This is a genomic window from Schaalia georgiae DSM 6843 (genome assembly GCF_000429245.1).
GTDB lineage: Bacteria > Actinomycetota > Actinomycetes > Actinomycetales > Actinomycetaceae > Pauljensenia > Pauljensenia georgiae.
Genome location: NZ_AUBM01000007.1, coordinates 122,514 through 144,607, shown reverse-complemented (window position 1 = coordinate 144,607; position 22,094 = coordinate 122,514). Strand labels below are relative to the sequence as shown.

At 69.1% G+C, this 22,094-nt stretch carries 20 protein-coding genes; 11 read left to right on the top strand and 9 right to left on the bottom strand.

Translation table 11 applies throughout. The features are described 5' to 3' along the window. Positions 1-9: 9 nt before the first annotated feature. The 7 genes from G447_RS0102680 to G447_RS0102650 all read right to left on the bottom strand — a co-directional run bounded on the left by G447_RS0102680 (position 10) and on the right by G447_RS0102650 (position 9,810). Positions 10-1,110, bottom strand: coding sequence for an ATP-binding protein (locus tag G447_RS0102680; RefSeq protein WP_026429942.1), 1,101 nt, complete (start codon positions 1,108-1,110; stop codon positions 10-12). Positions 1,111-1,121: 11 nt separating this feature from the next. After that, positions 1,122-5,669: a hypothetical protein gene (locus tag G447_RS10935; RefSeq protein ID WP_034476119.1), complete on the bottom strand. Its 4,548-nt coding sequence runs from the start codon at positions 5,667-5,669 to the stop codon at positions 1,122-1,124. 33 nt (positions 5,670-5,702) lie between these two features. Then, positions 5,703-6,548, bottom strand: coding sequence for a DUF4132 domain-containing protein (locus G447_RS0102670; RefSeq protein ID WP_026429941.1), 846 nt, complete (start codon positions 6,546-6,548; stop codon positions 5,703-5,705). A gap of 104 nt (positions 6,549-6,652) precedes the next feature. Continuing rightward, positions 6,653-6,955, bottom strand: a complete 303-nt coding sequence (locus tag G447_RS0102665; protein ID WP_026429940.1) for a hypothetical protein — start codon at positions 6,953-6,955, stop codon at positions 6,653-6,655. A 25-nt stretch (positions 6,956-6,980) separates the two neighbouring features. Continuing rightward, positions 6,981-7,253, bottom strand: a complete 273-nt coding sequence (locus G447_RS0102660; RefSeq protein ID WP_026429939.1) for a hypothetical protein — start codon at positions 7,251-7,253, stop codon at positions 6,981-6,983. Between the two features lie 183 nt (positions 7,254-7,436). Then, the gene (locus G447_RS0102655) at positions 7,437-7,982 is read right to left on the bottom strand and encodes a hypothetical protein (RefSeq protein WP_026429938.1); all 546 of its coding nucleotides are present in this window, start codon (positions 7,980-7,982) and stop codon (positions 7,437-7,439) included. 157 nt (positions 7,983-8,139) lie between these two features. Further along, positions 8,140-9,810 carry an L-lactate permease gene (locus G447_RS0102650; protein WP_026429937.1) on the bottom strand — a complete coding sequence of 557 codons (1,671 nt, stop codon included), beginning with the start codon at positions 9,808-9,810 and terminating at the stop codon, positions 8,140-8,142. 222 nt (positions 9,811-10,032) lie between these two features. Between G447_RS0102650 and leuA the strand changes: the two genes are divergently transcribed. The 6 genes from leuA to G447_RS10925 all read left to right on the top strand — a co-directional run bounded on the left by leuA (position 10,033) and on the right by G447_RS10925 (position 17,328). Then, entirely contained in the window at positions 10,033-11,745 is a 1,713-nt protein-coding gene (gene leuA, locus G447_RS0102645) for a 2-isopropylmalate synthase (protein WP_207382532.1), read from the top strand. Between the two features lie 54 nt (positions 11,746-11,799). Next, a complete protein-coding gene (locus tag G447_RS0102640; protein ID WP_051226217.1) occupies positions 11,800-12,357 on the top strand; it encodes a nucleotidyltransferase domain-containing protein in 558 nt (185 codons plus the stop codon). A gap of 141 nt (positions 12,358-12,498) precedes the next feature. Then, the gene (locus G447_RS0102635) at positions 12,499-12,999 is read left to right on the top strand and encodes a hypothetical protein (protein ID WP_026429934.1); all 501 of its coding nucleotides are present in this window, start codon (positions 12,499-12,501) and stop codon (positions 12,997-12,999) included. Between the two features lie 224 nt (positions 13,000-13,223). Then, a complete protein-coding gene (lplAB, locus tag G447_RS0102630) occupies positions 13,224-14,273 on the top strand; it encodes a lipoate-protein ligase LplAB (protein ID WP_026429933.1) in 1,050 nt (349 codons plus the stop codon). Between the two features lie 155 nt (positions 14,274-14,428). Continuing rightward, positions 14,429-16,057: a DUF262 domain-containing protein gene (locus tag G447_RS10930; RefSeq protein WP_051226216.1), complete on the top strand. Its 1,629-nt coding sequence runs from the start codon at positions 14,429-14,431 to the stop codon at positions 16,055-16,057. Then, positions 16,054-17,328, top strand: a complete 1,275-nt coding sequence (locus G447_RS10925) for a type II toxin-antitoxin system HipA family toxin (RefSeq protein WP_051226215.1) — start codon at positions 16,054-16,056, stop codon at positions 17,326-17,328. Before G447_RS10930 ends, G447_RS10925 begins: the two co-directional genes overlap by 4 nt. Positions 17,329-17,401: 73 nt before the next feature. On the opposite strand, the gene G447_RS0102615 is transcribed toward G447_RS10925, so the two are convergent. Together G447_RS0102615 and G447_RS0102610 are read right to left on the bottom strand one after the other, a co-directional pair. Further along, complete coding sequence (locus tag G447_RS0102615; protein ID WP_005869622.1) at positions 17,402-18,022, bottom strand: MarC family protein; 621 nt, start codon at positions 18,020-18,022, stop codon at positions 17,402-17,404. A gap of 96 nt (positions 18,023-18,118) precedes the next feature. After that, positions 18,119-18,811, bottom strand: a complete 693-nt coding sequence (locus G447_RS0102610) for a YggS family pyridoxal phosphate-dependent enzyme (RefSeq protein WP_026429932.1) — start codon at positions 18,809-18,811, stop codon at positions 18,119-18,121. Between the two features lie 320 nt (positions 18,812-19,131). On the opposite strand from G447_RS0102610, the gene G447_RS0102605 reads away from it, so the two are divergent. From G447_RS0102605 to G447_RS0102585, 5 genes are all read left to right on the top strand, one after another. After that, entirely contained in the window at positions 19,132-19,521 is a 390-nt protein-coding gene (locus G447_RS0102605) for a YccF domain-containing protein (RefSeq protein ID WP_005869625.1), read from the top strand. A gap of 18 nt (positions 19,522-19,539) precedes the next feature. Beyond that, complete coding sequence (gene ybaK, locus G447_RS0102600) at positions 19,540-20,049, top strand: Cys-tRNA(Pro) deacylase (protein WP_026429931.1); 510 nt, start codon at positions 19,540-19,542, stop codon at positions 20,047-20,049. 95 nt (positions 20,050-20,144) lie between these two features. After that, positions 20,145-20,588, top strand: a complete 444-nt coding sequence (locus tag G447_RS12560; RefSeq protein WP_243442285.1) for a type II toxin-antitoxin system RelB/DinJ family antitoxin — start codon at positions 20,145-20,147, stop codon at positions 20,586-20,588. Between the two features lie 113 nt (positions 20,589-20,701). Further along, complete coding sequence (locus tag G447_RS0102590; RefSeq protein WP_005869647.1) at positions 20,702-21,136, top strand: bleomycin resistance protein; 435 nt, start codon at positions 20,702-20,704, stop codon at positions 21,134-21,136. A 43-nt stretch (positions 21,137-21,179) separates the two neighbouring features. Further along, the gene (locus tag G447_RS0102585) at positions 21,180-21,887 is read left to right on the top strand and encodes a Pr6Pr family membrane protein (RefSeq protein ID WP_026429929.1); all 708 of its coding nucleotides are present in this window, start codon (positions 21,180-21,182) and stop codon (positions 21,885-21,887) included. Positions 21,888-22,094: the final 207 nt, after the last annotated feature.

Below are 22,094 nucleotides of genomic sequence, written 5' to 3'. Positions count from 1 at the left end.
TCGCCCCCGTCACTGCTCGAGCGCGCCGCGCAGCTCCCACAGCTGCTCCCACGTGCGCATTCCCTGCGCCGCCCGGCGTTTGACGACAGAGTCCCAGTAGGCCAACAGGCGCGCCCCGTCGTCGGAGTCGTCCTTGCGCACCGCGCCGAGCAGCTGGCCGGGGATCAACCGCACCCCGTCCTTGGCGTGGGGGAAGAACGCGCCCGCCAGGGCGATGGACCCGGAGACGGCGACCGCCTCGGCGGTGGACAGGACCGTCGAGGGCTTCTCCACGGACCACCCCTCCTGGCTGACCCCACCGCGCAGGTCCCTGAAGGCGGTGACCAGGGCCTCCACGACCACGCGGTCGGCGCTCGCGGGCGCGCCCACGGCGGCGAGGGCGCGCTCCGTCTTCTCCATGACCAGGGCGACCTCCTCCTCGGCGCTCGCGATCGGGGTGACGGCCTCGAAGTTGAAACGCCGTTTGAGGGCGGCGCTCATCTCCGTCACGCCCCGGTCGCGCAGGTTCGCGGTGGCGATCACGCAGAAACCGGGCGCGGCGTGGATGGCGTACTCGCCCAGTTCGGGCACTGCGAGGCGCCGCTCGGAGAGGACGGAAACGAGGGCGTCCTGCACCTCGGGCAGGCAGCGGGTGATCTCCTCGACGCGGGCCACCCGCCCCGAGCGCATGGCGGCGAGGACGGGGGAGGGGACCAGTGCGTCCTCGCTGGGGCCCCGGGCCAGCAGTTGGGCGTAGTTCCACCCGTAGCGCAGCTGGTCCTCGGTGGTCCCGGCGCTGCCCTGCACCGTCAGGCCCGAAGTCCCGCAGATCGCGGCCGCCAGCAGTTCGGAGAGCATCGACTTGGCTGTGCCCGGCTCGCCCACCAGCAGCAGAGCGCGCTCCCCGGCCAGGGTGATGACGCAGCGCTCCACCAGCGCCCGGTCCCCCACGAACTTGCGGGAAACACCCAGGCGCGCGTTACCGCACACGAAGGAGACGACGGCCGAGGGCGTGAGCAGCCATCCGGGGGGCCTGGGCCCGTCGACCTCGGCCAGGCGGGCGAGCTCGTCGGCGTAGCGCGCTTCCGGGGGCGGCACCTGCTGGGCGCCGGGCTCGGGGGGTGTGTCCATGGGTCCTCCCATCATCGTCTGCGGTAGGGGGTGGTGCGGAGTTCGGTGTATCCGGGGGTGTCGCCTGTGGTGTAGCGGTGCCAGGCGTCCTCGTAGAGGGTGGCGAGTGTGGTCAGGGGTGTGACGGTGTGGTGGCGTGGGGTGACTTTGGGGGTGTTGAGGAGGTCGTAGAAGGGGGCTTTCCACACTTCCATGGGTTTGTGGGGGCTGGTGGCCTCCTGCCAGCCGCCGGGCAGGAAGGCGGTGCGCCCTGCGCGTGCGCGTTTGGCCTGGACGAGCAGTCCGGCTTCGAGCAGGGGCCCGGTGGCTTTGAGGCGCTGTTTGCGGGTCCAGGTGTTCCAGGTGTGGATGTTGGCGTCGGTGGGGTCGGCCAGGGCGAGGATCTGCAGCCAGTAGCGGGCAGCGTCCTGGGGCAGGCCCAGGGCCTTCTGGACGTCGGCGACGACGTGGGGCGCGCTGGACAGGGGGTCCTTGGGGGCGCCGGGCCGCACCACTCGTAAATCCTCCGCCACAGCGTCGTACACGCCCGACAGGATGTCGAGGCGCGCGCGGATCCTCTCGTAGTGCCCGTCGTCGTAGGGCAGTGCCCGCACGAGGCGGGCCTCGGCCTGGATGTCCGCGCACGCGGCTGGATCCCACGTGATGGCCGTGCTGTAGCCGTCAGCCGTCAGGGTCCACGCCCCAGCTGAGTCGGCGCGGCCCCTCGGCGGGTCCTCGGTGGCCGGGGGCAGTCCCAGGAGGGGGCGCAGCGCCGCGCCCCGGTCGTACACCGACCATGTCAGGGGGGTGGTCGCGCAGGCGCGCTTCATCGACTCGTAGGCGTCCACCAGCCACTCGGCCAGCGGGTCGTCGCGGTGGGCGAGCGCCGCCGCCCACAGCCAGGCGTCCAGGTTCTGCTCGTCGGGGGAGCCGCCGAGCCCGAGGAGGGCGGCTCGGCCCCCGTAGCGGAAGGCGCGCCCCGCCTCGTCCAGGAGGTGGCCTGGCAGATGGAAGGAGCCGTCGTCCTCACGGCGCCACGCCTCGACCACCGCGTCGACGTCGGCCCCCTCGCGCACGAAGCGGACGGGGTCGTGGGCGGCCGCTGCGACGAGGCGCCTCAGTGCGGCTGATCCCAGGCCCATGAGGAACTCCTGGCCCTCCCGCGCCTCCTTCGCCTTCAAGCCCAGGAGCGCGCGCAGGTCCTTGGCGAGGGGTCCCGCGGAGAAGGGTTGGACGCCGGGAAGCCCCGCCATGAAGAGCGCCGCGGCCGCCGGCGACCACCCGGTGCCCTCTGCGAGGCGCCGCACCGCCTCCGGGTCCCATTCGGGCACCCCGTCGGACAGGAGGGTCCTGAGCGCCCCGATGATGGTGTCCGCGTCGATGCCGCACCCGCGCATGGCGACCTGGGGGGCGATGCCATGAACTGCTGAGGGCACGCCCCCCGAGGGCGAGTAGAAGCGCTCCGAAGCGTTCGATGTCACGTTGAAGGAGGACCTGCCGAGCATGACGGCGGGGCCGTCGGGCGTGTCGACGACAGGCAGAGGGGCACGTCCTAGGAGGGCCTGGCGCAGTCCGGGAATGTCGAAGACGCAGCAGGAGGGGGAGTACAGGCCCAGGTCGGCCACATCGCCGAAGGCCGCGGCCGTTGCTTCGACGAACTCCCGCGGTGCCAGTGGGCGGGCGGCGGAGAAGAGCAGTGTGAGCGGTTCGGCGAGGACCACGGGCAGGGACTGCTCGGCGTAGGCGGATGCGGCGTTCTCGCCCGCGAGGCGGCGCACTGCGTTGCCGATGACCTCGCGGCTGGTCGCGCGCCCCCAGTCCCCGGTCGCCCACCGCAGTGCCACGCACGACGCCTCCGCGCCGGGGAAGCTCCTCGGGGCCTCGGGCGCGGCGGCGTCCGGGACGGCCCCCAGCAGGAGGATCCTCTTCACCCCGGCGCTCGCCCACACGACGGCATCGACGAGTGCCGGGTCCTCGGATCCCAAGAAGGCGCGCGCGGCGGCCCGGGCGGCGTCGGTGAGGACTTCGGCCGGGTCCTGCGGGGGATTTGCCGGTTCGGCGGGGTTGGCGCTGGAGGCAGCGGACACAGCCGCCAGCAGGGTTTGCGCCTGCTCTTCGGTGGTGCCCCGCAGGCGCCCGCTGGCGGCCGCGTCGCGGACGCGGAACTGGTGCCAGCCGATGCGGGGGACCCGGTGGAGCAGGTGGGCCAGTCCGTTCGCGCCCGCTGTGCGCAGCAGGGGGGAGCCGTCCTCGCGCGCGAGGGCGCCGTCGGAGACCAGCCAGTGCCCCCCGCCCGGCCTGCTGATCCTCCCCATCGTGTTCCGGGAGCCGGCCCGGCACACGTGCCCGTCGGCGTCGAGGTGGAGGAACTCGCCGTCACGGCTCAGGGTCACCCACGCGTGGCGGCCCTGGGCGGTGGACACGAGGGACCTCTCGGTCGTGGGGGTGGTCGGGCACCAGGAAACTGAGTGGGGCTGCAGCTCCCACCCGTCGCGCAGGTAGGGGGCGATGAGGTCGGCCAGCGGTCCGGGCAGCGACTCGCGTCCCACGGCACCGGTCTGGGGATCGACCTCGTTGACGTGGTTGCTCTCCACGCGCCAGTAGTGCCCGTCCTCGCTCAGCAGTGGGCGGACGCTGCTGAAGGGCTGTTCGGAGTCGCCCACGCGCACGACCCGCTCGCCCACCAGGCGGCCCCCGGGGACGGGCAGCATGGTGGATTCCCACGAGGGCCGCCACCAGTAGACGTACCCCTGGTCCGCTTGCGCTCCCGGGTTGTTGGACCACGTCAGCTCGGTGGTGCCGTCGTCGTGGCGGCACAGGTAGGCAGTCTCGCCCTCGACCAGCAGGTACTCCCAGCGCTGCGGGGCGGTGCCCGCCTTCGGGGTGAATCGCGCCTCGGCGACACGCTGGTCCCCATCGACCCATACGATGTGCTCATTCGACGCGACGCCGACGGCGGGGAAGGACTCGTGGAGGGTGGGGGAGGCGTCGCCGGACTCCGCTGCGGCGGCTTCCAGCGCCGGCCACGTGAGTTCCGTGACGAGGCCGTCGCGCAGGGTCCGGGCGAGCAACCGGGGGCCGTCGAGATGGGCGGCCAGTGCGGCGAGCTGGTCGGGGAAGGAGCGCGCCCCCACGGGGGTGAGCAGCTTGGACAGGCGCTTGGCCTCGGCCAGGACCTGGGCGGCGGTCGGTTCATCGCCGAGCCTGGGCTGGGCCCACACTCCCAGCATTCGCCGCGTTCCCGAGTGCGCGATGAGGGTGTCGAGGTGGGAGCGCATCGCGGACTCGATTCCCCGCACGACCAGGGGCACCATGTCGGAGTCGGCGAGGAAGTCCAGGTCGGGCCGGTCCGGGGAGGCTGCCCACCGGTCGAGGCGGAGGAACGAGTAGAAGGGCGGTTCGGCGTCGAACACGACGCGGGCCCCGGCCTCCAGCATGGCGTCGAGGATCTCCGGCTCCAGGGAGTACAAACCGGTGGACAGCGCCACCGTCTTGCCCGCCAGCCCCTTCATACGGCGGATCAGCAGGCACAGCGCACGGGGGTAGGACGCGCGCCACGTCCCCTGGAGCATCCGGGTATACCGCTCCACCCACTCCCGGCAGTCGAGGCGGCCGTCCACGAGTTCCCCGGTGATCCCCAGGTCATCCAGGACGCCCACCCAGTCGTCGGGCGCCACCGATGGGGGAGCGAGGCGGGCTACCACTGTCTTCGCCTCCTCGTCGCTCCGCGCCAGTTCCACGAGGGCGCGCCGGAACTGCTTCCAGAACGCGGCGGAGGACTGCTCGACGGAGGGGGAGGACAGGATCTGGCGCAGGAGGTGGACCTGGGTGCCGAGCAGGTCCGCTCCCGCCTCCTGGGCGAGGCGCCTCACGTCGGCGGCCAACCCCCCATAAGGGGGCATACCGCCCTTGACGCGCTCGATGTTGAGGGTGAGGAAGCTGTCGAGGGCGACCCCCGCGCTGTAGCGCTCCAGCAGGGCCTTGCCCTCGGCGCTCAGTTCTTTGGCCGACACGGCGCCCGCCAGGGCGAACTCGAGGAACACTTGGCGGTGGCGCTCCTCGTCGATGTTGAGGCTGTGGGCGCGCTCGGCCTCGCGGGCTTTCCCGAAGTACTGGGTGGCGTAGGCGCGGTTGTCGCTGCGCAGGAAGATCCGGGCCGCCTCCTCCAGGAAGGTCGGCAGGAAGTGCGGCGCCGACTCGTCGAGCATCCTCGCCAGTTCGTCGATCCCCTTCTTCGCGTTGCCGGGTTTCGCGCGCGCGGTCTTCTCGATCCGGCGCAGGTCGCCGACCAGGTTGAGGGCGTGGCGCGCGTTGGCGGGGTCGGTGAGGATGGGCCATTCGGGGAAGCCGGTGGTCCTGGTGCGGGTGTGGCCGACGGGGGTGGGGGTGCCGGTGTGTGTGAATCCCAGGGAGGCCAGGGTGGTGTCCTCGACTTGGGCGAGGGCGTCGGTGGTGAGGCGCACGACGGTGCGCCCGGGAAGTGCGGGGTGGGTGTAGGCGCGCGCCTGTGCGGGGGACGCCCCGGGCGCGGCAGAAGCGGCCACGCCCCCCAGGGCGGCGATGGTGGAGTCGTTGATCATTGCGGATCCTCACTGCCAGAACGGGCGCCGTTCTCAGGCGCCCTCCGTCTTGTCGGGTTTGCGGCCGGCGTATATGCGGGTGGCCATGCGCACGCCCTCGGAGTAGGCGACGGGGCCGACCTGCCCGATGGGGACGGGGTCGCCGGAGCGGACCCAGTGGAGGTCCCCGGTCTCGGTCTCGTAGTCGGGGGCGTCGGCCCCGATCCAGTAGCGCGCGGTGATGAGCGCCCCGTCCTCGTACACGGGGCACACGGCGTAGCCGCCCGAGACTTTGAAACCGGAGGAGGCGGCGCGCCCGGTGGCGAAGCGCAGCTGGTCGAAGGCTCCCCCCGACCAGTCGGTGAGCCGCGTGCGCTCGGCGTTGGCGGGATCCGGCCGGTGGACTTCCCGGAACAGCTGGTCGAAGCGCTGGGACAGGGACAGCTCGGCCGCGAATTCGCGCAGGTCGTCGAGGTCGGGGATGATGGCGGGGTGGGGGATGAGGACGCGCTCGGCGTCGATCCGCACGGACTCCCCGTCCAGGTCGACCACGCCCAGGCCGTCGGCGTCGGCGGCCCGCAGGAACCCGGCGAGGCGGCCGTCGGGGGTGGACACGACCAGGTCGGTCAGCCACGAGCGCCACGCCTCGTCGGGCCACACGGCGGCGAGCAGGGCGCGGGGAACGGGCAGGGAGCGCAGGAACCAGCGCTGCACCGCGTCCCCCGCCTCGGCGTCGTGCTGGTGGAGGAAGACGAGGGCCGCGTCCAAGTCCTCCCACTCGCGCGTCTTCTTCGCCGCGGCGGGCACGGATTTGAGGACCCTGCCCTTGGAGTTGCGTGCGACGACCGCGCCGTCCTGGATGCTGAGCTCATGCCCGCTCCCGCATGGAATCCACTCCATCGTCGTCCTTCCCTCGTACTGGCACCCGCGTGCCGTGGGTCACGGGAATTATATGGAGTCGGATACGCAACAACAAAGCGCCGGAGGGATCGGGGAGTGGACCATTACGGGGCGATGGAGACGAGGATGGGAAACGCGAGGCCCAGGATCGTTCCCAGAACCGGCATCCACATGCCCCGGCGGCCTCCTCGCGCGGTCGTGATGATCGCCGTGACGCCGACGACGACGGCGGTCCAGCTCAGGGGCAGCGCGACCCAGGGGAACTGGAACGGCCCGACCAACGAGATGTTCCAGAACACCTCCAGGAACGGGAACGTGAACGCGACCGCGCCGAGGGCCAGGGCGGCGACGGCGAGGCGGGAGGCGGGTGCGGTGCCCGGGGAGGGCGCCCGGTCTGCGGCGGACATTGGATGGTTCCTTCGTGGAGGGGCGCTAGCGGACGCCGAGGAGGCGGATGGCGGAGGTGATGAGTGGCAGGGCGGTTGCGAAGACGAGGCCGCCCGCGCCCGCCCACGCCCAGCGGCGCCCGCGGCGCACGTCGAAGGAAAGGGCTGCGACGCCGAGGCCGAATGCCAGGGGGAGCGCGGCGAGGACGAGGAAGAAGGCCAGCGGCACAACCTCGAAGAGGGGCCCTCGGGCCACCAGGGGCCCGAGGAGCATGGCGCAGGTGGGGATGAGCCCCACCACCAGGGACGTCGGTCCCATGATCGAGGTCTCCAGTCGCGTTGGAGGGGTTGGCGCGGAAACGTCGGTAGTCGTCATCGGAGGGGCCTCTCTGCCCATCAGCGGTGGGCGGGAACACGGGAGCCGTCCTGGAGCGCAGGTACCACGGAGGCTACTCCTCCGCGGCTTCTCTGACAAGGGTCCGCCGCCCGCAGTTCCGCGGCGTCAGTCGGAGAGGCCCTTGCCCGTCACCACGACGAGGTGGCAGTCGCTGGACGCTGCGAGTTCCTTGATCGGCAGGGTTCCGAACTCCTTGTTCACCTGCATGTCGTCGCCCTCGAGGACTTGTTCCGCGTGGGTGGGGTCGATGGTGGAGAAGTGGCAGTCCTGGGGCACGTACTGGTAGAGGCCGGGGTAGATGCCGGGCAGCAGGGTGGAGTCGGTCGTGCCCTCCATGAGTGCGGTGATCGTGTCGTCAGGGACGGTGGCGACGCCGGTGAGCCAGAACTCAGGATCGGGATTGGGCAGAAGCCCCGACGGGGAGTACTCGACGGTCACGTGGCCCTCGGTGGCCTTCAGTCCCGGCCATCGCTCGTTGAGGGAGTCGGTGCGTTCTTGGACCTTGATCTCGCCATCGGTCTGGTAAGTGAACTCCGCGAAGCGCGGGTCCTCGGGGTACTTCGTTCTCGAGTTCGCGCCGATGGGGTTGCAGGCGGCCGTGAGGGCTGCGACGGCTCCGAGCGTGATGAGCAAGCGGAGACGAGTCTTCATCCGATCATGCCTTTCTGGTGGGCGCATAGCAGGGCGATGGGGTGTCGCTGGAGCCTGCATCTGCTTCAAAGGTACAAGCGGGGGTAATAAGGAGGCAACCAGGGTAAGGCCCCGAGAAACGCGGGTCTCTCGGGGCTACAGGACGATCTGAGGCGGATCAGTGCGGCATGTACGCTCCCAGCCATCCCTGTGAGGCGATGAGCACCAGGGAGCACAGGACCAGGAGCAGGCCGATCGAGTAGGGCGCGGCCTTCTTGAGGATCTCCGCGTCCGATCCCTCCGAATCCACCGAGGTCGCCGCGATCGCCAGGTTCTGGGGCGAGACGATCTTGCCGATGCCACCGCCGATCGTGTTGGCGGCCAGCAGGATGTGCGGGTCCAGGCCAGCGCCCGCGGCGGCAGTGGACTGGAGGTTCGCGAAGAGGGCGCCCGCTGAGGTCGCCGAACCTGCGACCGCCGTGCCGATCCACCCCAGGATGGGGGAGAGGAATGCGAACGCCGCGCCCGTCGTGGCCAGCGCGGCGCCGATGGAGGTGGTCTGCCCGGAGAGGTTCATGACGAAGGCGAGGGCCATGACGGAGGCGATCGTCAGGATCGCCATGCGCAGCGAGTAGATGGTGCGCGGCAGGACGGCGAACATCTCGCCCACCGAGGTCTGGAAGCGGCCGCCGGAGGAGTTCCGACCGTACACGATCGCCACGATGATGCCGGCGACGAAGATCCAGGTGCCGGGGTTGGACAGGATCTGCAGGTTGTAGTAGGGGCCTTTGACGACCGATCCATCGGCTGCCAGGAAGTGGCCGTAGAGTCCCGGCCAGGGGATGTCGAGGTCTGTCGATTTCAGCAGATCGGGCAGGCTCACGCCGATCCTCCACAGCTTGGTGACGGCGATGATGGCGACGACCAGCACATAGGGCATGAGCGCCAGGCCGATGCGGGACCCGGTGGGCTTGTCCGACTCGTCGGTGGAGGTCGCGCACTCCTCGGGCGTCGCGGGGCCCCACAGCAGCAGGAACACGTAGCAGGCCGCGAAGCCCAGCAGGGAGGCGACGACCGCGGTCAGTTCGTAGGAGACGGAGGGTGTGAGGAAGTGGCCCGCTCCGGCTGCGGCGCCCGCGACGAGGCCGAGGGGCCACAGCTGGCGCACGCCCCTGCCCCCGTCCAGGATGAAGAGCATGAGGAAGGGGATGAAGAGGCAGAAGACCCAGGTCAGGTGTCCCATGTCGGTGGCGACGACGGTCGGATCGCCGCCGCCGAGGCGCCCGGCTGTCGTCGTGGGGATCGCCATGGCGCCGAAGCCGACGTTGATCGCGTTTCCGACGACGGTGACGACGGCGGCCTTGATCTTGGGCACGCCCAGGGTGACCAGCATGGCGCAGGTGATGGCGACGGGGGCGCCGAAGCCGGCCAGGCCCTCGAGGAGGCCGCAGAAGCAGAAGGCGACAATGAGGGCCTGGGCGCGCTGGTCGCCCCGTCCGATCGTGTTGAAGACCGCCTTGAGGTCGGCGCTGCGTCCGGACCTTTCGGTGAGGTTGTACAGCCACACGGCGGCGATAATGATGTAGATGATCGGCATGAAGCCCATCGCCGCGCCCTGCGTGCCGGCCAGGAGGGTCATGCTGATCGGCATGTGGAAGGCGAAGGCCGCGATGACGATGGAGAGCGCGAGCGCGATGAGTGAGCACCAGTGGGTCGCCACCTTGAACACGCCCATGAGGACGAAGAAGACGACGAGGGGGAGGAGCCCCACGATGGCGGTGAGGAAAACGTTGTCCGCGACGGCCGTCGTCGACGGGGTGAAGGACGAGGGGACTAATAAGGGTGTCATTGATGCTCCGCGCGTCGGTGTGTGGGACATTGGACCCAAATATCATGACATATGAATGGGCTTGCGCACACGTTATGAGCTCGGCGGCCACATCGTGTCCGGGGGTGATCGCGCCGTATCTCACGTCCAGCATGCGCAGCGCCTGCTCCCGGGCGAAGGCGCGCCGATAGACTGCACGGCGTGAAGACTACATCCTGCGTCCCCGTTCCTTCCGGCTCTCCCATGCCCGCCGCGAAGTACCGGGCCTTCCTCGACGTCAACCCCGTCGGCCTGCCCGACCGGACGTGGCCCGACAAGCGCATCACGAAGGCGCCGCGCTGGATGTCAACCGACTTGCGCGACGGGAACCAGGCCCTCATCGAGCCCATGGACCCCGCGCGCAAGCGCCGGATGTTCGACCTGCTCGTGGGGCTGGGCTACAAGGAGATCGAGATCGGCTTCCCCGCGGCCTCGCAGACCGACTTCGACTTCGTGCGCTCCCTCATCGACGACGACGCCGTCCCAGGCGATGTCACCGTCTCCGTGCTCACCCAGTCGCGGTCCGAGCTCATCGAGCGCACCGTGGAGGCCATCGTCGGGTTCCCGCGCGCCACCGTGCACCTGTACAACGCCACCGCCCCCGTTTTCCGCGAGGTCGTCTTCCGGGCCGACCGCGCCGCCACCGTCGACCTGGCCGTCACCGGCACCCGCGAGGTCGTCGCCCAAGCCGAGAAGCGCCTCGGCGACGACACGGTCTTCGGTTTCGAGTACTCCCCCGAGATCTTCGTCGACACCGAACGCGACTTCGCCCTGGAGATCTGCGAGGCGGTCATGGACGTGTGGCAGCCGGGCGCGGACCGCGAGATCATCCTCAACCTGCCCGCCACCGTCGAGCGCGCCACCCCCAACGTGTTCGCGGACCAGATCGAGTACATGAGCCGCAACCTGTCGCGGCGCGAGCACATCGCCCTGTCCGCCCACCCCCACAACGACCGGGGAACCGGCATCGCCTCCGCCGAGCTGGCGGTGATGGCGGGGGCCGACCGCATCGAGGGCTGCCTGCTGGGCCAGGGCGAGCGCACCGGCAACGTCGATCTGGTCACCCTGGGGCTCAACCTGTTCAGCCAGGGCATCGACCCGGGCGTCGACCTGTCCGACGTGGACGCCATCCGGCGCACCGTCGAGTACTGCACGCAGATGGACACCCCGCCGCGCACCCCCTACGTGGGAGACCTCGTCTACACGTCCTTCTCCGGCTCCCACCAGGACGCCATCAAGAAGGGCTTCGCGGCCCGCGCCGCGAAAGTCGCCGCTGCAGGCGGGGACGAGAACGCCGTCCCCTGGGAGCTGCCCTACCTGCCCATCGACCCGCACGACGTGGGGCGCTCCTACGAGGCGGTCGTCCGCGTCAACTCCCAGTCCGGCAAGGGCGGCGTCGCCTACCTCATGTCCACTGCCCACGCCCTCGAGCTGCCCAGGCGCCTCCAGGTGGAGTTCTCCCGCATCATCCAGCGCCACACGGACACCTACGGCGGCGAGATCGATGCCGATACCCTGTGGGCGGTCTTCGCCGACGAGTACCTGCCCACCTCCGCGGCCCCCGGCCTGCAGCCGTGGGGGCGCTTCGAGTTGCGCTCCAGCCAGGTCGGCACCATCGACGACGAGCACGTCGAACTCACCACGGTCCTCATCGACTCCGGCGCGCCCGTCACCGTCAACGCCAAGGGGACGGGCCCCATCGACGCCTTCGTCTCCGCGCTCCACGAGTTCGACCTGGACGTGCGCATCCTCGACTACTCCGAGCACGCCATGAGCCAGGGCCGCGACGCGAAGGCCGCCGCCTACGTGGAGGCCGCCATAGACGGCCAGATCGTGTGGGGGGTCGGCATCGACCCGTCCATCTCCCGCGCCTCCTACAAGGCCGTCATCTCCGCCGTCAACAGGGCGCTGCGCTGATGGCCGGAGCCACGGCGGCGCATTGGCGGCCGTGCCTATGCGGGAGGAGGAGCCATGATGCGGGCCAACGGGAACGACGGTGTCGACGGGGGAATGCACGCCGATGAGGTGATCGCTGTCGTCGACTGGTTGGAGCAGCACGGGGCGGTCCATGTCATCACAGGAGGCTGGGCGGTCGACGCGCTGGTCGGACGCGCCACCCGCCGCCACCGGGACCTCGATGTCATCGTCGAGGCGGGCGCGTGCGACCAACTGTCCCAGTGGCTGCGCGGACGGGGCTACCAGGTGGTCGTGGATTGGCTGCCGATCCGCGTGGAGCTCAGGAAAGGGGACCTCGGCGTCGATCTGCATCCGATGGACGTCGACGAAAGGGGCGACGGCCTGCAAGCGGGTTTCGGCTCACAGGTCTTCGCCCACCGCGCCGCCGACCGCACGCTCGGCAGTATCAGCGGGCGTTCGGTCGTGGTCGCCACCGCCTCCCGGCTGATGGAACTCCACGAGGGCTACGATCCGCGCCCCGAGGACCTCCACGACATGGCCCTGCTGCGCCGCCTCCTGGAGGAGGGGCGCGCCGGATCATCCGCAGGGCCGGTCGGCTCCCCGCCCGCCTGACGCGGCCCCGTTGCGCCGCGTCCGTTCCCCCGCGCGGCCCGCCCCGCTCCGCAGGCCCGGAGCCGCTGCAGTCCCTTGACGCAGCCGGGGCGGTGCCCGATACGCTGGGACGACTGGGCCGGGCACCGTGCAGGAGGAGAGATGAGGCGGTTCGTCTGCAGTGAGTTGATCGCGGGGATAGGGGAGGTCGAGAGGTTCGACGCCTCCCAGGCGCCCGGGGCGCTCGCCGACTGGGTCCGCGCGACACTCGAGTCGCCCCGCCGTTTCGACGGCTCGCGCCGGTACGCGCTGATCCTGTGGGCGCTGCCGCCGGGAGCCGAGGACCCTGAGGACGTGCCCTTGGACCACTACTCGCGCAGGAACTACATCCAGTGCGGCGGCTCGGCGGCGGCTATGACCGTCGAGATCCGCGTCACCCACCCGGACGGCGCTTACGAGCATTACAGGGTCGCGCGCGAACCCGTGCGGGACCCCGGCGCCTGGGTGGAGGTCGAATGGGATTTCGGCGGCGGGGAGCCCTTCACCGCCGAATTGCACCCCGAGGAGGTCTTCACCGGATGTCAGGCCTCGCCCGTGTTCCACGACTACATCGTCAACGGCGGCCTCCCGCCTGCGGAGCTGCTGCGCCGCCTCGACGTCTGAGCCCCCGGCCCCCGGACCAGCGGCCCAGTCCCGGTGCTCCCGTTGGCGCCACGAGGCGGGCGCCGCTCCCCGGTGCGTGGCCCTGCTCCCGGGCGCGGCCCTCCCCTCGGGGCCCGCGGCGGCTCCTCGAACCCCGGGACCCGCGCCACGAGGCCGGGGCGCGCCCACTGCTGGCACCAGTCGCCGTGCGGCGGACGCCGCCGGGCATGTGAGAGAATCGGCCCATGCATGGCGAATACAAAGTCCCCGGCGGGAAACTCGTTGTCGTCGACCTCGAGGTCGACCAGGACCGGCTCATCGACGTGAAGGTCTCCGGTGACTTCTTCCTCGACCCCGACGACGCGCTCACCCGCATCACGGGCGCGCTGGAGGGGGCGCCCGCCTCGTCGAGCGCGAAGGAGCTGTCCGCTCTGGTCGCAGCCGCCCTCCACGGCGGGGACACTCTCATCGGCGTGAATCCGGAGGCCGTGGGGATCGCGGTGCGGCGGGCCCTCGGCGCGGCCCTGTCGTGGGGTGACATCGACTTCGAGGTGATCCACGGCCCCGTCGTCGATCCCATGGTGAACGTCGCCTTGGACGAGACCCTGGTCGAGGATGTGGCCGCCGGGCGCCGCAAGCCCTTCATGCGCCTGTGGGAGTGGAACGGGCCGCAGGTGGTGATCGGCTCCTTCCAGTCCTACCAGAACGAGGTCCAGCCCGACGGGGTGGAGCGCTATGGGATCACGGTGTCACGGCGCGTCACCGGGGGCGGCGCCATGTTCATGGAGCCCGGCAACTGCATCACCTACTCGCTGGTGATCCCCACGGCGCTGGTGGACGGGATGAGCTTCGAGCAGGCCTACCCGTACTTGGACCAGTGGGTGATGGAGGTCCTGGCCATGCTGGGCATCAAGGCGAAGTACGTGCCCCTCAACGACATCGCCTCCGAGGCGGGCAAGATCGGCGGCGCCGCGCAGAAGCGCTGGGCGAACGGCTACATGGTGCACCACGTGACCATGGCCTACGACATCGACGCCGTGAAAATGAACGAGGTCCTGCGCATCGGCATGGAGAAGATCCGGGACAAGGGGACGCGCAGCGCGGTCAAGCGCGTGGATCCCATGCGCTCCCAGACGGGCCTGCCCCGCGAGGAGATCATGCGGGTGTTCTTCGACCACTTCAAGGACAAGTACCAGGCCACCGAGGGCACGATCACCGAGGAGGACCTGGAGGTCGCCCGAGCCCGGTGCGAGACGAAGTTCGCCCGCCCCGAGTGGGTGCACCGCATCCCCTGAGCATCCTCTGAGCGCCGGCTCCCCGCCGTTCGCGCGGCGCGGTCGGGGTGGGGCCGGTTCGCCGGGGCACGAGGCCGGGGCGAGTTGGGCAGAAGCGCATTCCTTGTGCGCGCCTGGGCGTCGTCTGTGAATCGGTGTTGGAGTAACATGGACCCATGTCGAACGAAGCGATGCAGCCGAAACATGAAGCCTACAGGCTCGCTGAATTGCGCGACCTGGTGGCGACGGGTCGCGTGAGGATCCCCGATTTTCAGCGCTCCTTCCGGTGGGAGAACAAGGACGTTGTCGCGCTCTTCGACTCTTTGCACCAGGGGTATCCAATCGGGAATCTGCTGATGTGGAAACGGGAAGCGTCGGCGCACAGAGTCGTTGTCGGTTCGATCATCATCGATGCGCCTGCGCGCCCGGATGCACTGTGGTTGGTGGACGGTCAGCAGCGCGTGACGAGTATCGTCAACGCGATGGATGCGCGTAGTGCCGGGGACGCTCGCTTCGCTGTGGGGTATGACCTGGAAAACGCTCGCGTGGTTTCGATGTTGGGGCGCTATGCCCGGACCGTGATGCCGCTCTGCCTCCTCTTCGACTTCGAGGGCGCGTGGCAGTGGTTCGGGGACCACGCCGAATCTCAGCCCCTGCGTGGCCGGTATATGGAGGCGTTTAATACTTTTAACGCAGTGAGCGTCCCGGCCACCGTGCTAGAGGATGCCGACGCGGGGAAGCTCCGCGTCATCTTTGCTCGCATCAATAAAAGCGGCAAGAGACTCAAAGCATCCGAGGTGTTCGACGCGCTCAATGGTTCCGCGTCCACTGGGCGTACCCTGCGGTCGATTTCGGATACTGTTGCGCGCGTGACGGGCTTCGGAGAGATCTCCGAAGAGTACGTGCTCAACGTTATGAAGGCGCGCAGGCATCCGGACTATATTCGCGACGCGGGCACGGAGTTCGCGGATGAGAGAAGAAGAGTGTCCGATTTTCCAGATGAGGACCAGGACGCAGCGTATGCCGAAACAGAACGTGTGATCATTCAGGCCGTGAGATTCCTGCAAGATAGCTGCTGCATTCCCCACGTCACGCTGCTGCCGTACGGGGCGGTACTGTACGTTGTGTCGAGGTTCTTCGCGCTGTTCCCGGAGCCGAAGAGGCGGAATAAGGAGCTGCTGAAACGCTGGGTGTGGCGGACCGTGTCCAAGATGATCGATGGCGGCATGAGCGGCGCGGGCGTTCAGACCCGTTTTTTCCTGAAGAGCGTGCGCCGCGGGGACGAATCGGGCTCTATTCAGCGGCTGCTGGAAAGCATCGGCGAGAGATCTGTAGGAGAACGCGTCGCGATCCCCATTGCGCGAATGAACCGCTCGGATGCGAAAGCGTGCGTGTGCGCCATGTGGTCCTACTACGTGCGCGCGAAGGACTATGAGGGCGCTGCTTCCATCGAGCTGTTCGATTCGCTCGTCGGAGACTCCGGGAGCGCGTCAGAGCTCCTTGTCGACTACGTAGATCCTCATCGTGTCTCCGATAGGGAGAACGAGCTCTATTCGTCGCTCGCCAACAAGGTTCTTCTGGTTGATGAGCGGGCGCACCAGGATGCGGACGCGGCCAGGTCCTTCATGGACTCGCACCCCGATATGCTTATTCTTCCCGATGGCACTGGTGGCGCCGGGTCTTCCGGGGACACCATTCACACTCTGGAGCGGCGCGAGGAGCTCCTGTCCGCGAGAGTCAATGAGTTTTTCGACCTGATGATGGCGTGGGATTACGAGTCCTTTGCCCCGGTGGAGTTCAAGTGAAGGGGCAGTGGATGTCGTCGTATTCGCCAGATTTCGGGTTCCACGTTTTCCTGCACGGCATTGAGATCGGAACAGTCTCCTGCTACGCGTCCATGAGTTCGTTTCGTTTCTCGGACGAGTACTGCTGGATTTCGGACCGGCCCGTTCTGGGCTTCTGGTTCGAGAACGGGATGCGGCGCGAAGCGAGAAGCAGAGGGCAGTCGGTCCTGCCGCTCTGGTTCTCCAACCTCCTCCCAGAGGGCCTGTTGCGCACCCTCGTCTGCGAGCAGCACGGGTTGAGCGACTCCGATGAACCCGGTATTCTCTCCGCGCTCGGCGATGACCTGCCCGGCGCCATCACGGTGCGCCGTACTGGTGACGGTGCCAGCAGTTCAGGAGTTGGAACCTCATTGTCCGACGACGGAACTGCCCATTCCCCGGCTCCGATGTTCCGGGCGTCCATCGCGGGGAACGTCCTGAAGTTCTCGTTGAAGTCCCGCGATAAGCGTTTGACCCTCCCGGAGAGAGGCGAGCTCGGGGACCGCATCGTCAAGCTGCCTCCTCCTGGCGAGTACGACGCGCTCGTCCACAACGAGGCCTATGTGATGTCGCTGGCGAAGACGTGCGGTATCGAAGTCCCCGAATTTTGTGTTGTCCAGCGAGATGATGTGGCGATTCCCCGCTACGCATGGGCGACATCCGAGGAGCACGCGTTCAGCATCGAGCGCTTCGACAGGAGCGCTGAGGGCCGCGTGCACATGGAGGATTTCTGCCAGGCGGGCAACTTCTCCGGTCGCGGAGACGGCAAGTACCACGGGTCGGTCGAGTACGTGATGAAGATGGCGTACCGCAATTACGACCGTGGCTCACTTGTTGAGTGCGTGCGCCGTACGGTCTTCAACATGCTGTGCGGAAACGACGATGCGCATTTGAAGAACTGGAGCCTGATTTACCGGGACCGTCGTAATAGTGCGCTGTCACCCGCCTACGATCTGGTGTGTACGGCCATCTATTTCAACCGGCCGCAGGACATGGCGCTCAAGCTATGCGGCAAGGAGGTCGCGGGGGACGTGCGCCTGTGCGACCTGCTGAGCATCGCCGACCTGTGCCGCGTTGAACGTGACCTCGTGGAAGAGGCCGTTCATTCCATGATCGCCGCGTACGGAGCTGCTCTCGACCGGGTTGAAGTGCCCACTCGTCTGACAGATATGAAGATCAGGGGGGAGAGCGTCGACCTGCGTCCATGGCTCCGAGAGAGGTATCAGCGCCTGTCCGTGTCGCTCCTATCGTAGGCAGTGGGGCTCGTCGGCCGTCTCTTCGTCGGGCACGGGGCGTGGCCGGACGCGCGGTCTTCGTGCCCTTGGCTCAGAACAGCTGGAGAGAGCGCACTCCGTGGATGATGAGCTCCACGCCGATCACCAGGATCAGGAAACCCATAATCCGCACGATTGCGCCGACCCCGGTGGCACCGAGCTTGTCGATCCACGGTGTCGCGTAGCGCAGGAGCAGGGCTATGGCCGCTGACGCCACGAGGACGCCCAGGATGATGCCCGCGTGGAAGGCGGGGGAAGGGTCGCGGGCGGCCAGAGCGATGACGACGCCGATCGAGCCGGGGCCGGCGATGAGCGGCAGCGCCATGGGGGAGAAGGAGACGTCCTCCTTAGTGGCGGCGTGCTGATCCTCCGCGCCGGTGGAGCGGCGCTTGTTCTCCAGCATGGAGAAGCCCGAGTGGGCGACGACGATGCCACCGGCGATCTGCAGGGCCGGCAGGTCGAAGCCGAAGAAGCGCATGATGAGCGAGCCGCTCACCGCGAAGGCTGTCAGAATGCCGAACACGTAGATCCCGGTCTTCCATGCCTGGGAACGGACTGAGCCGGGGTTGTCGCCTGCGGTCAGGCCCGCGAAGGCGGCGAGCGCGCCGATGGGGTTGGTGATCGGGGCGAGCGCCAGGAGCGCCGCGGTGAAACCTGCGAGCACGGTGGTCATGGATCCCATTCTAGTGCGAGTCCCATCCGGCTCCGGCAGCTGCGGAGCCAGGACGAGGCGGGCGCTGGGGAGTGCGCAACGCTGTCCCGCGCGCTCTCAGCGGGCGCCGAAAACCGCCCTCCCCAAGCGCACGATGGTCGCGCCCTCGGCGATGGCCCACGCCATGTCGCGGCTCATGCCCATCGACAACTCCAACGACGCGGCGCCGACGCCCGTCCGGGCGGCGGCATCGTCGCGGATGGAGCGCAGGCGGGCGTAGGCGCGGCGCACGGGCGCCTCGTCGGGGGAGTTGAGGCCGACGGTCATGAACCCGGCGAGCCGCAGATTCGCGCACTCGGACACCGCGTCGATGACGGGCGCCACCGCGTCCGGCGCGCATCCGCTCTTGGTGGCCTCGCCCGAGACGTTCACCTGGATGAACACGGGGAGCGGACGCGTGGCGCGGGCGTCGATCTTGCGGGCGAGCTCCGCGCTGGACAGGGTTTCCACGGCGTCCACGCAGGCCAGGGCCTGGTTGATCTTGTTGGTCTGCAGGGGGCCGATCAGGTGGATGCGGGCGCCGTCCACGCGGCGTATCGCCTCGGCGGTGGTGCGGGCCTCCTGGACGCGGTTGTGGCCGACCAGCACGGGCCCGCCGAGGCGCGCGAGGCAGGCGGCCGCCTCGTGGCACTCCCCGGGCGTGCGGGTCTTGGCCGCGAGCTCCAGGGTGACGCGGTCGGTGCGGCCCGCCGTGCGCGCCGCCTCGTCGATGGCGCGCCTGGCTGCGGAGATCGCCTCGAAAATCGTCATGGCCCGATCCTACGCGCCCGCTCGGCAGCCGCAGCGGGAAGGGCGGTGTGCGGGGCGCTTCCACACACTAGCGTAATGGACATCGACGCGGGCGCTGGGCAGGGCGTGTGCGGGGCGGCGCTCCCGGTAACGGGGCGACCACCGGGCCACCGCGGCGCTGGGCGGGGCGTGTGCGGGGCCGCGCTCCCCGCGCCCGCCCGCGCATAGGTGGTCGGTAATCATGGGTGTTCCAGGGAGGATCCCGATGCCCGTGCGATGGCTCCGGGGGTGGACGCCTGGCATACTGACCTGTTCGGCCCCCGCATTGAAAGGCTTAGGCGATGCGCATTATCCTCAACGTCATCTGGCTGGTCTTCGGCGGTATCGAGCTCTTCGTCTTGTACGTCCTGGCCGGCCTGGTCTCTATGCTCTTCATCATCACCATCCCCGCCTCGGTCGCCTGCTTCAGGATCGCTGCCTACGTGATCTGGCCCTTCGGCAGACGCGTCGTCCCGTTGCCCGGGGCGGGGGCCGGCTCGGCGCTCATGAACCTCGTGTGGTTCGTCGTGGCCGGGCTGTGGCTGTCGATCGGGCACATGGCCACTGCCCTCCTGCAGGCCATCACCATCATCGGCATCCCCCTGGCCATCGCGAACCTGAAGATGATCCCAGTGACCTGCTTCCCCTTCGGGAAGGCGATCATCGATGACCGCTTCGCCTCGATCCTATGACGCCGTAGACTGGGCGCTATGGCTCGCAAACACGGCAAGGGGCAAGGCGGCGGCCCCACCCGTGCCATCGAAGAACTGACGGCGGCCGGCGCGCCCTTCACCGTCCACGAGTACGAGCACGACCCCGCCGCCCGGGCGTTCGGCGAGGAGACCGTGGAGAAGCTGGGCATCGACCCCGCACGGGCCTTCAAGACCCTCATGGTCCGCCTGGAGCCGACAGGGGAGTTCGTCGTCGGGTGCGTGCCCGCCCTGGCGCGCCTGTCCATGAAGCTCATCGCCAGGGCGGCGGGCGCCAAGCACGCCGAGATGGCCGAACCCGCCCTCGCGCAGCGGCGCACCGGGTACGTGGTCGGCGGGATCAGCCCCCTGGGGCAGACGACGCGGCACAGGACCTTCATCGATGAGTCGTGCCTGGACCACGAGGCCGTGGTCGTGTCGGGCGGCAGGCGCGGGCTCTCCGTCGAGCTCAGCCCCCTCGACCTGGCGGAGCTGGTGGGCGCCGAGGTCGTCCCCCTGTGCGCCCAGTAGGACCCGCGCGCCGTGGGCGCGCAGCGGTGCAGGCGCGCTCGGGTATGGGCCGCTGCGCGGGCGCGCGTTGCTGACACTGTGAGGGGCTATAACGCATGCTGGTGCTGGTGCTGGTGCTGGTGCTGGTGCTGGTGCTGGTGTCGGTGGCGACTGCCGTCGTTGGGACTTGGAGCGCGTGGTTCCATCCTGCGGTGAAGACGCGCATAGTGGGGGCAATGTGTTGCAAAAGTTGTGCACTGGAGGTGAGAGGAGCGGAGATGGGAAAGACAGCAACCCTGAATATGCGGGTCGATCCGCGAGTCAAGGAGCAAGCCGAACAGGTTTACGCCCAGTTCGGCATGAACCTCACTGACGCGGTGAACGTCTTCCTGCACAAGTCGATCCTGGAGGGCGGCTTGCCCTTCAACCTGCGCCAGCCCCGCTGTAACGCGGAGACCGAGGCGGCCATGCATGAGGCCCGCGAGATAGCAGCTGGAAGAGTCGTACCCCGCCGTTACGCGAGCGTTGGCGAACTGATGGCAGACACCGGCGATGACTGACGAGGATGACTCACTGTATGCGCTCGTTGCGGTTCGGACTGGATCGCACTCGGACATCCTCGACTAATGGGCGGCCGCCCGGGCATTCGGCGCCCTCCCGCTACAGTGAACCCATGACCAGTGGACCAGCCCTCGTGCCCGAGCTAGCCGTCACCGACTACCCGGCTTCCAAACGGTTCTGGTGCGGCCTCGTCGGCTTCTCCGTCGAGTACGAGCGCCCCGAGGAAGGGTTCGGGTACCTCGTCCTGGGCGGCGCCCACGTGATGCTCGACCAGATCGACGCCGCCCGGACGTGGGCCACCGCCGACCTCGAGCCTCCCCTGGGCAGGGGGATCAACCTCGAGGTGCAGGTCGCCGACCTGGACGCCGCACGACGCCGCATCCGCGAGGCGCAGTGGCCCGTCTTCGTCGAGACCGAGGAGGAGTGGTACAGGGCGGGCGGGATCGAGATCGGCGTCCGCCAGTTCCTGGTCCAGGACCCCGACGGGTACCTTCTGCGCCTCCAGCAGGAGATCGGCGAGCGGCCCGCGCCTGCCGCGCGGGCGTGACCGCCCCGGCCGGGACACTGGCGCAACCACTACAGTGGGGCGCATGACCAGCACTAGCGCCCCATCCCTTTCCCGGCGCGGCCGAGCCGCCTACGCGGTGGTCGCGGTCCTCGCGTGGGCGGGGGCGGCCGCCACCGTCTCCATCGCCACCGCCGGGGGGTACCCGCCGCCCGCGTTCTACGAGCCGGGCCTCTTCGCCGGGGCTCCCGACGGGTGGGCGGGAGCACCCCAGAGGCTCGTCGAGTGCCTGTCCTACTTCACTGAGCTGTCGAACATCGTCGTGGCCGTCATCGCCACCCGCCTGGCCAGGGACCGCGGACCGGCTGGGCGGTGGACGCGCGCCATCCACCTGTGCGCCACCATGATGATCACGGTGACCGCCATCGTCTACGCGGCGCTGATCGCCCCTTCGGAGACCCTGCGGGGGATCGGGATCATCACGAACCCCCTGCAGCACGTCGTCGTCCCCGCGGCCATGGTCGCCGCCGCCTTCGGCTTCGGCCCGCGCGGCGGCATCACGTGGGGCACGGTCGCCCGGGCGCTCGCCATCCCTGTCGCCTGGGTCGCCTACACGATGGCCCGGGGCGCGCTCGTCCACCAGTACCCCTACGCGTTCCTCAACGTCACGCGGATCGGCTACGGGCAGGCCTTCGTCGTCATCGGCGCCATCCTGGCTGGGGCGATGGCGTTCCTGGGCCTTTTCGCGGCCGTCGACTGGGCGCTCCGCAGGGCGGCGCGGGCACGCGCCTAGCCGTTGCGGGGCGTGTCGTGGGGTAGTGCCCCCGGACGACGCGCGCGGTCGCCTTGCTGCGGGGTGTGGGACCGTTGTCGTGGGGTAACGCCCCCGGAGCCGGTGCCAGCCCCAAGCGCCGTTCTGTTTTGCTGGTCTCCCCAGGCGCCGGTGCAAGCCCCTGGGGCGCCGTTTTGTTTTGCCGGTTTCCGGGCGGCCGCGTCGTGC

What these genes read in the sequence shown, in the direction of transcription:
- G447_RS0102665 (WP_026429940.1), bottom strand. Translation starts at nt 6,955, where the DNA reads ATGTCCGCCGCAGACCGGGCGCCCTCCCCGGGCACCGCACCCGCCTCC.
- G447_RS0102660 (WP_026429939.1), bottom strand. Translation starts at nt 7,253, where the DNA reads ATGGGACCGACGTCCCTGGTGGTGGGGCTCATCCCCACCTGCGCCATG.
- G447_RS0102680 (WP_026429942.1), bottom strand. Translation starts at nt 1,110, where the DNA reads ATGGACACACCCCCCGAGCCCGGCGCCCAGCAGGTGCCGCCCCCGGAA.
- G447_RS0102585 (WP_026429929.1), top strand. Translation starts at nt 21,180, where the DNA reads ATGACCAGCACTAGCGCCCCATCCCTTTCCCGGCGCGGCCGAGCCGCC.
- leuA (WP_207382532.1), top strand. Translation starts at nt 10,033, where the DNA reads ATGCCCGCCGCGAAGTACCGGGCCTTCCTCGACGTCAACCCCGTCGGC.
- G447_RS0102605 (WP_005869625.1), top strand. Translation starts at nt 19,132, where the DNA reads ATGCGCATTATCCTCAACGTCATCTGGCTGGTCTTCGGCGGTATCGAG.
- G447_RS0102640 (WP_051226217.1), top strand. Translation starts at nt 11,800, where the DNA reads ATGATGCGGGCCAACGGGAACGACGGTGTCGACGGGGGAATGCACGCC.
- G447_RS0102670 (WP_026429941.1), bottom strand. Translation starts at nt 6,548, where the DNA reads ATGGAGTGGATTCCATGCGGGAGCGGGCATGAGCTCAGCATCCAGGAC.
- G447_RS0102635 (WP_026429934.1), top strand. Translation starts at nt 12,499, where the DNA reads ATGAGGCGGTTCGTCTGCAGTGAGTTGATCGCGGGGATAGGGGAGGTC.
- G447_RS0102610 (WP_026429932.1), bottom strand. Translation starts at nt 18,811, where the DNA reads ATGACGATTTTCGAGGCGATCTCCGCAGCCAGGCGCGCCATCGACGAG.
- G447_RS12560 (WP_243442285.1), top strand. Translation starts at nt 20,145, where the DNA reads ATGCTGGTGCTGGTGCTGGTGCTGGTGCTGGTGCTGGTGCTGGTGTCG.
- lplAB (WP_026429933.1), top strand. Translation starts at nt 13,224, where the DNA reads ATGCATGGCGAATACAAAGTCCCCGGCGGGAAACTCGTTGTCGTCGAC.
- G447_RS10930 (WP_051226216.1), top strand. Translation starts at nt 14,429, where the DNA reads ATGTCGAACGAAGCGATGCAGCCGAAACATGAAGCCTACAGGCTCGCT.
- G447_RS0102590 (WP_005869647.1), top strand. Translation starts at nt 20,702, where the DNA reads ATGACCAGTGGACCAGCCCTCGTGCCCGAGCTAGCCGTCACCGACTAC.
- G447_RS10935 (WP_034476119.1), bottom strand. Translation starts at nt 5,669, where the DNA reads ATGATCAACGACTCCACCATCGCCGCCCTGGGGGGCGTGGCCGCTTCT.
- G447_RS0102615 (WP_005869622.1), bottom strand. Translation starts at nt 18,022, where the DNA reads ATGACCACCGTGCTCGCAGGTTTCACCGCGGCGCTCCTGGCGCTCGCC.
- G447_RS0102650 (WP_026429937.1), bottom strand. Translation starts at nt 9,810, where the DNA reads ATGACACCCTTATTAGTCCCCTCGTCCTTCACCCCGTCGACGACGGCC.
- G447_RS0102655 (WP_026429938.1), bottom strand. Translation starts at nt 7,982, where the DNA reads ATGAAGACTCGTCTCCGCTTGCTCATCACGCTCGGAGCCGTCGCAGCC.
- ybaK (WP_026429931.1), top strand. Translation starts at nt 19,540, where the DNA reads ATGGCTCGCAAACACGGCAAGGGGCAAGGCGGCGGCCCCACCCGTGCC.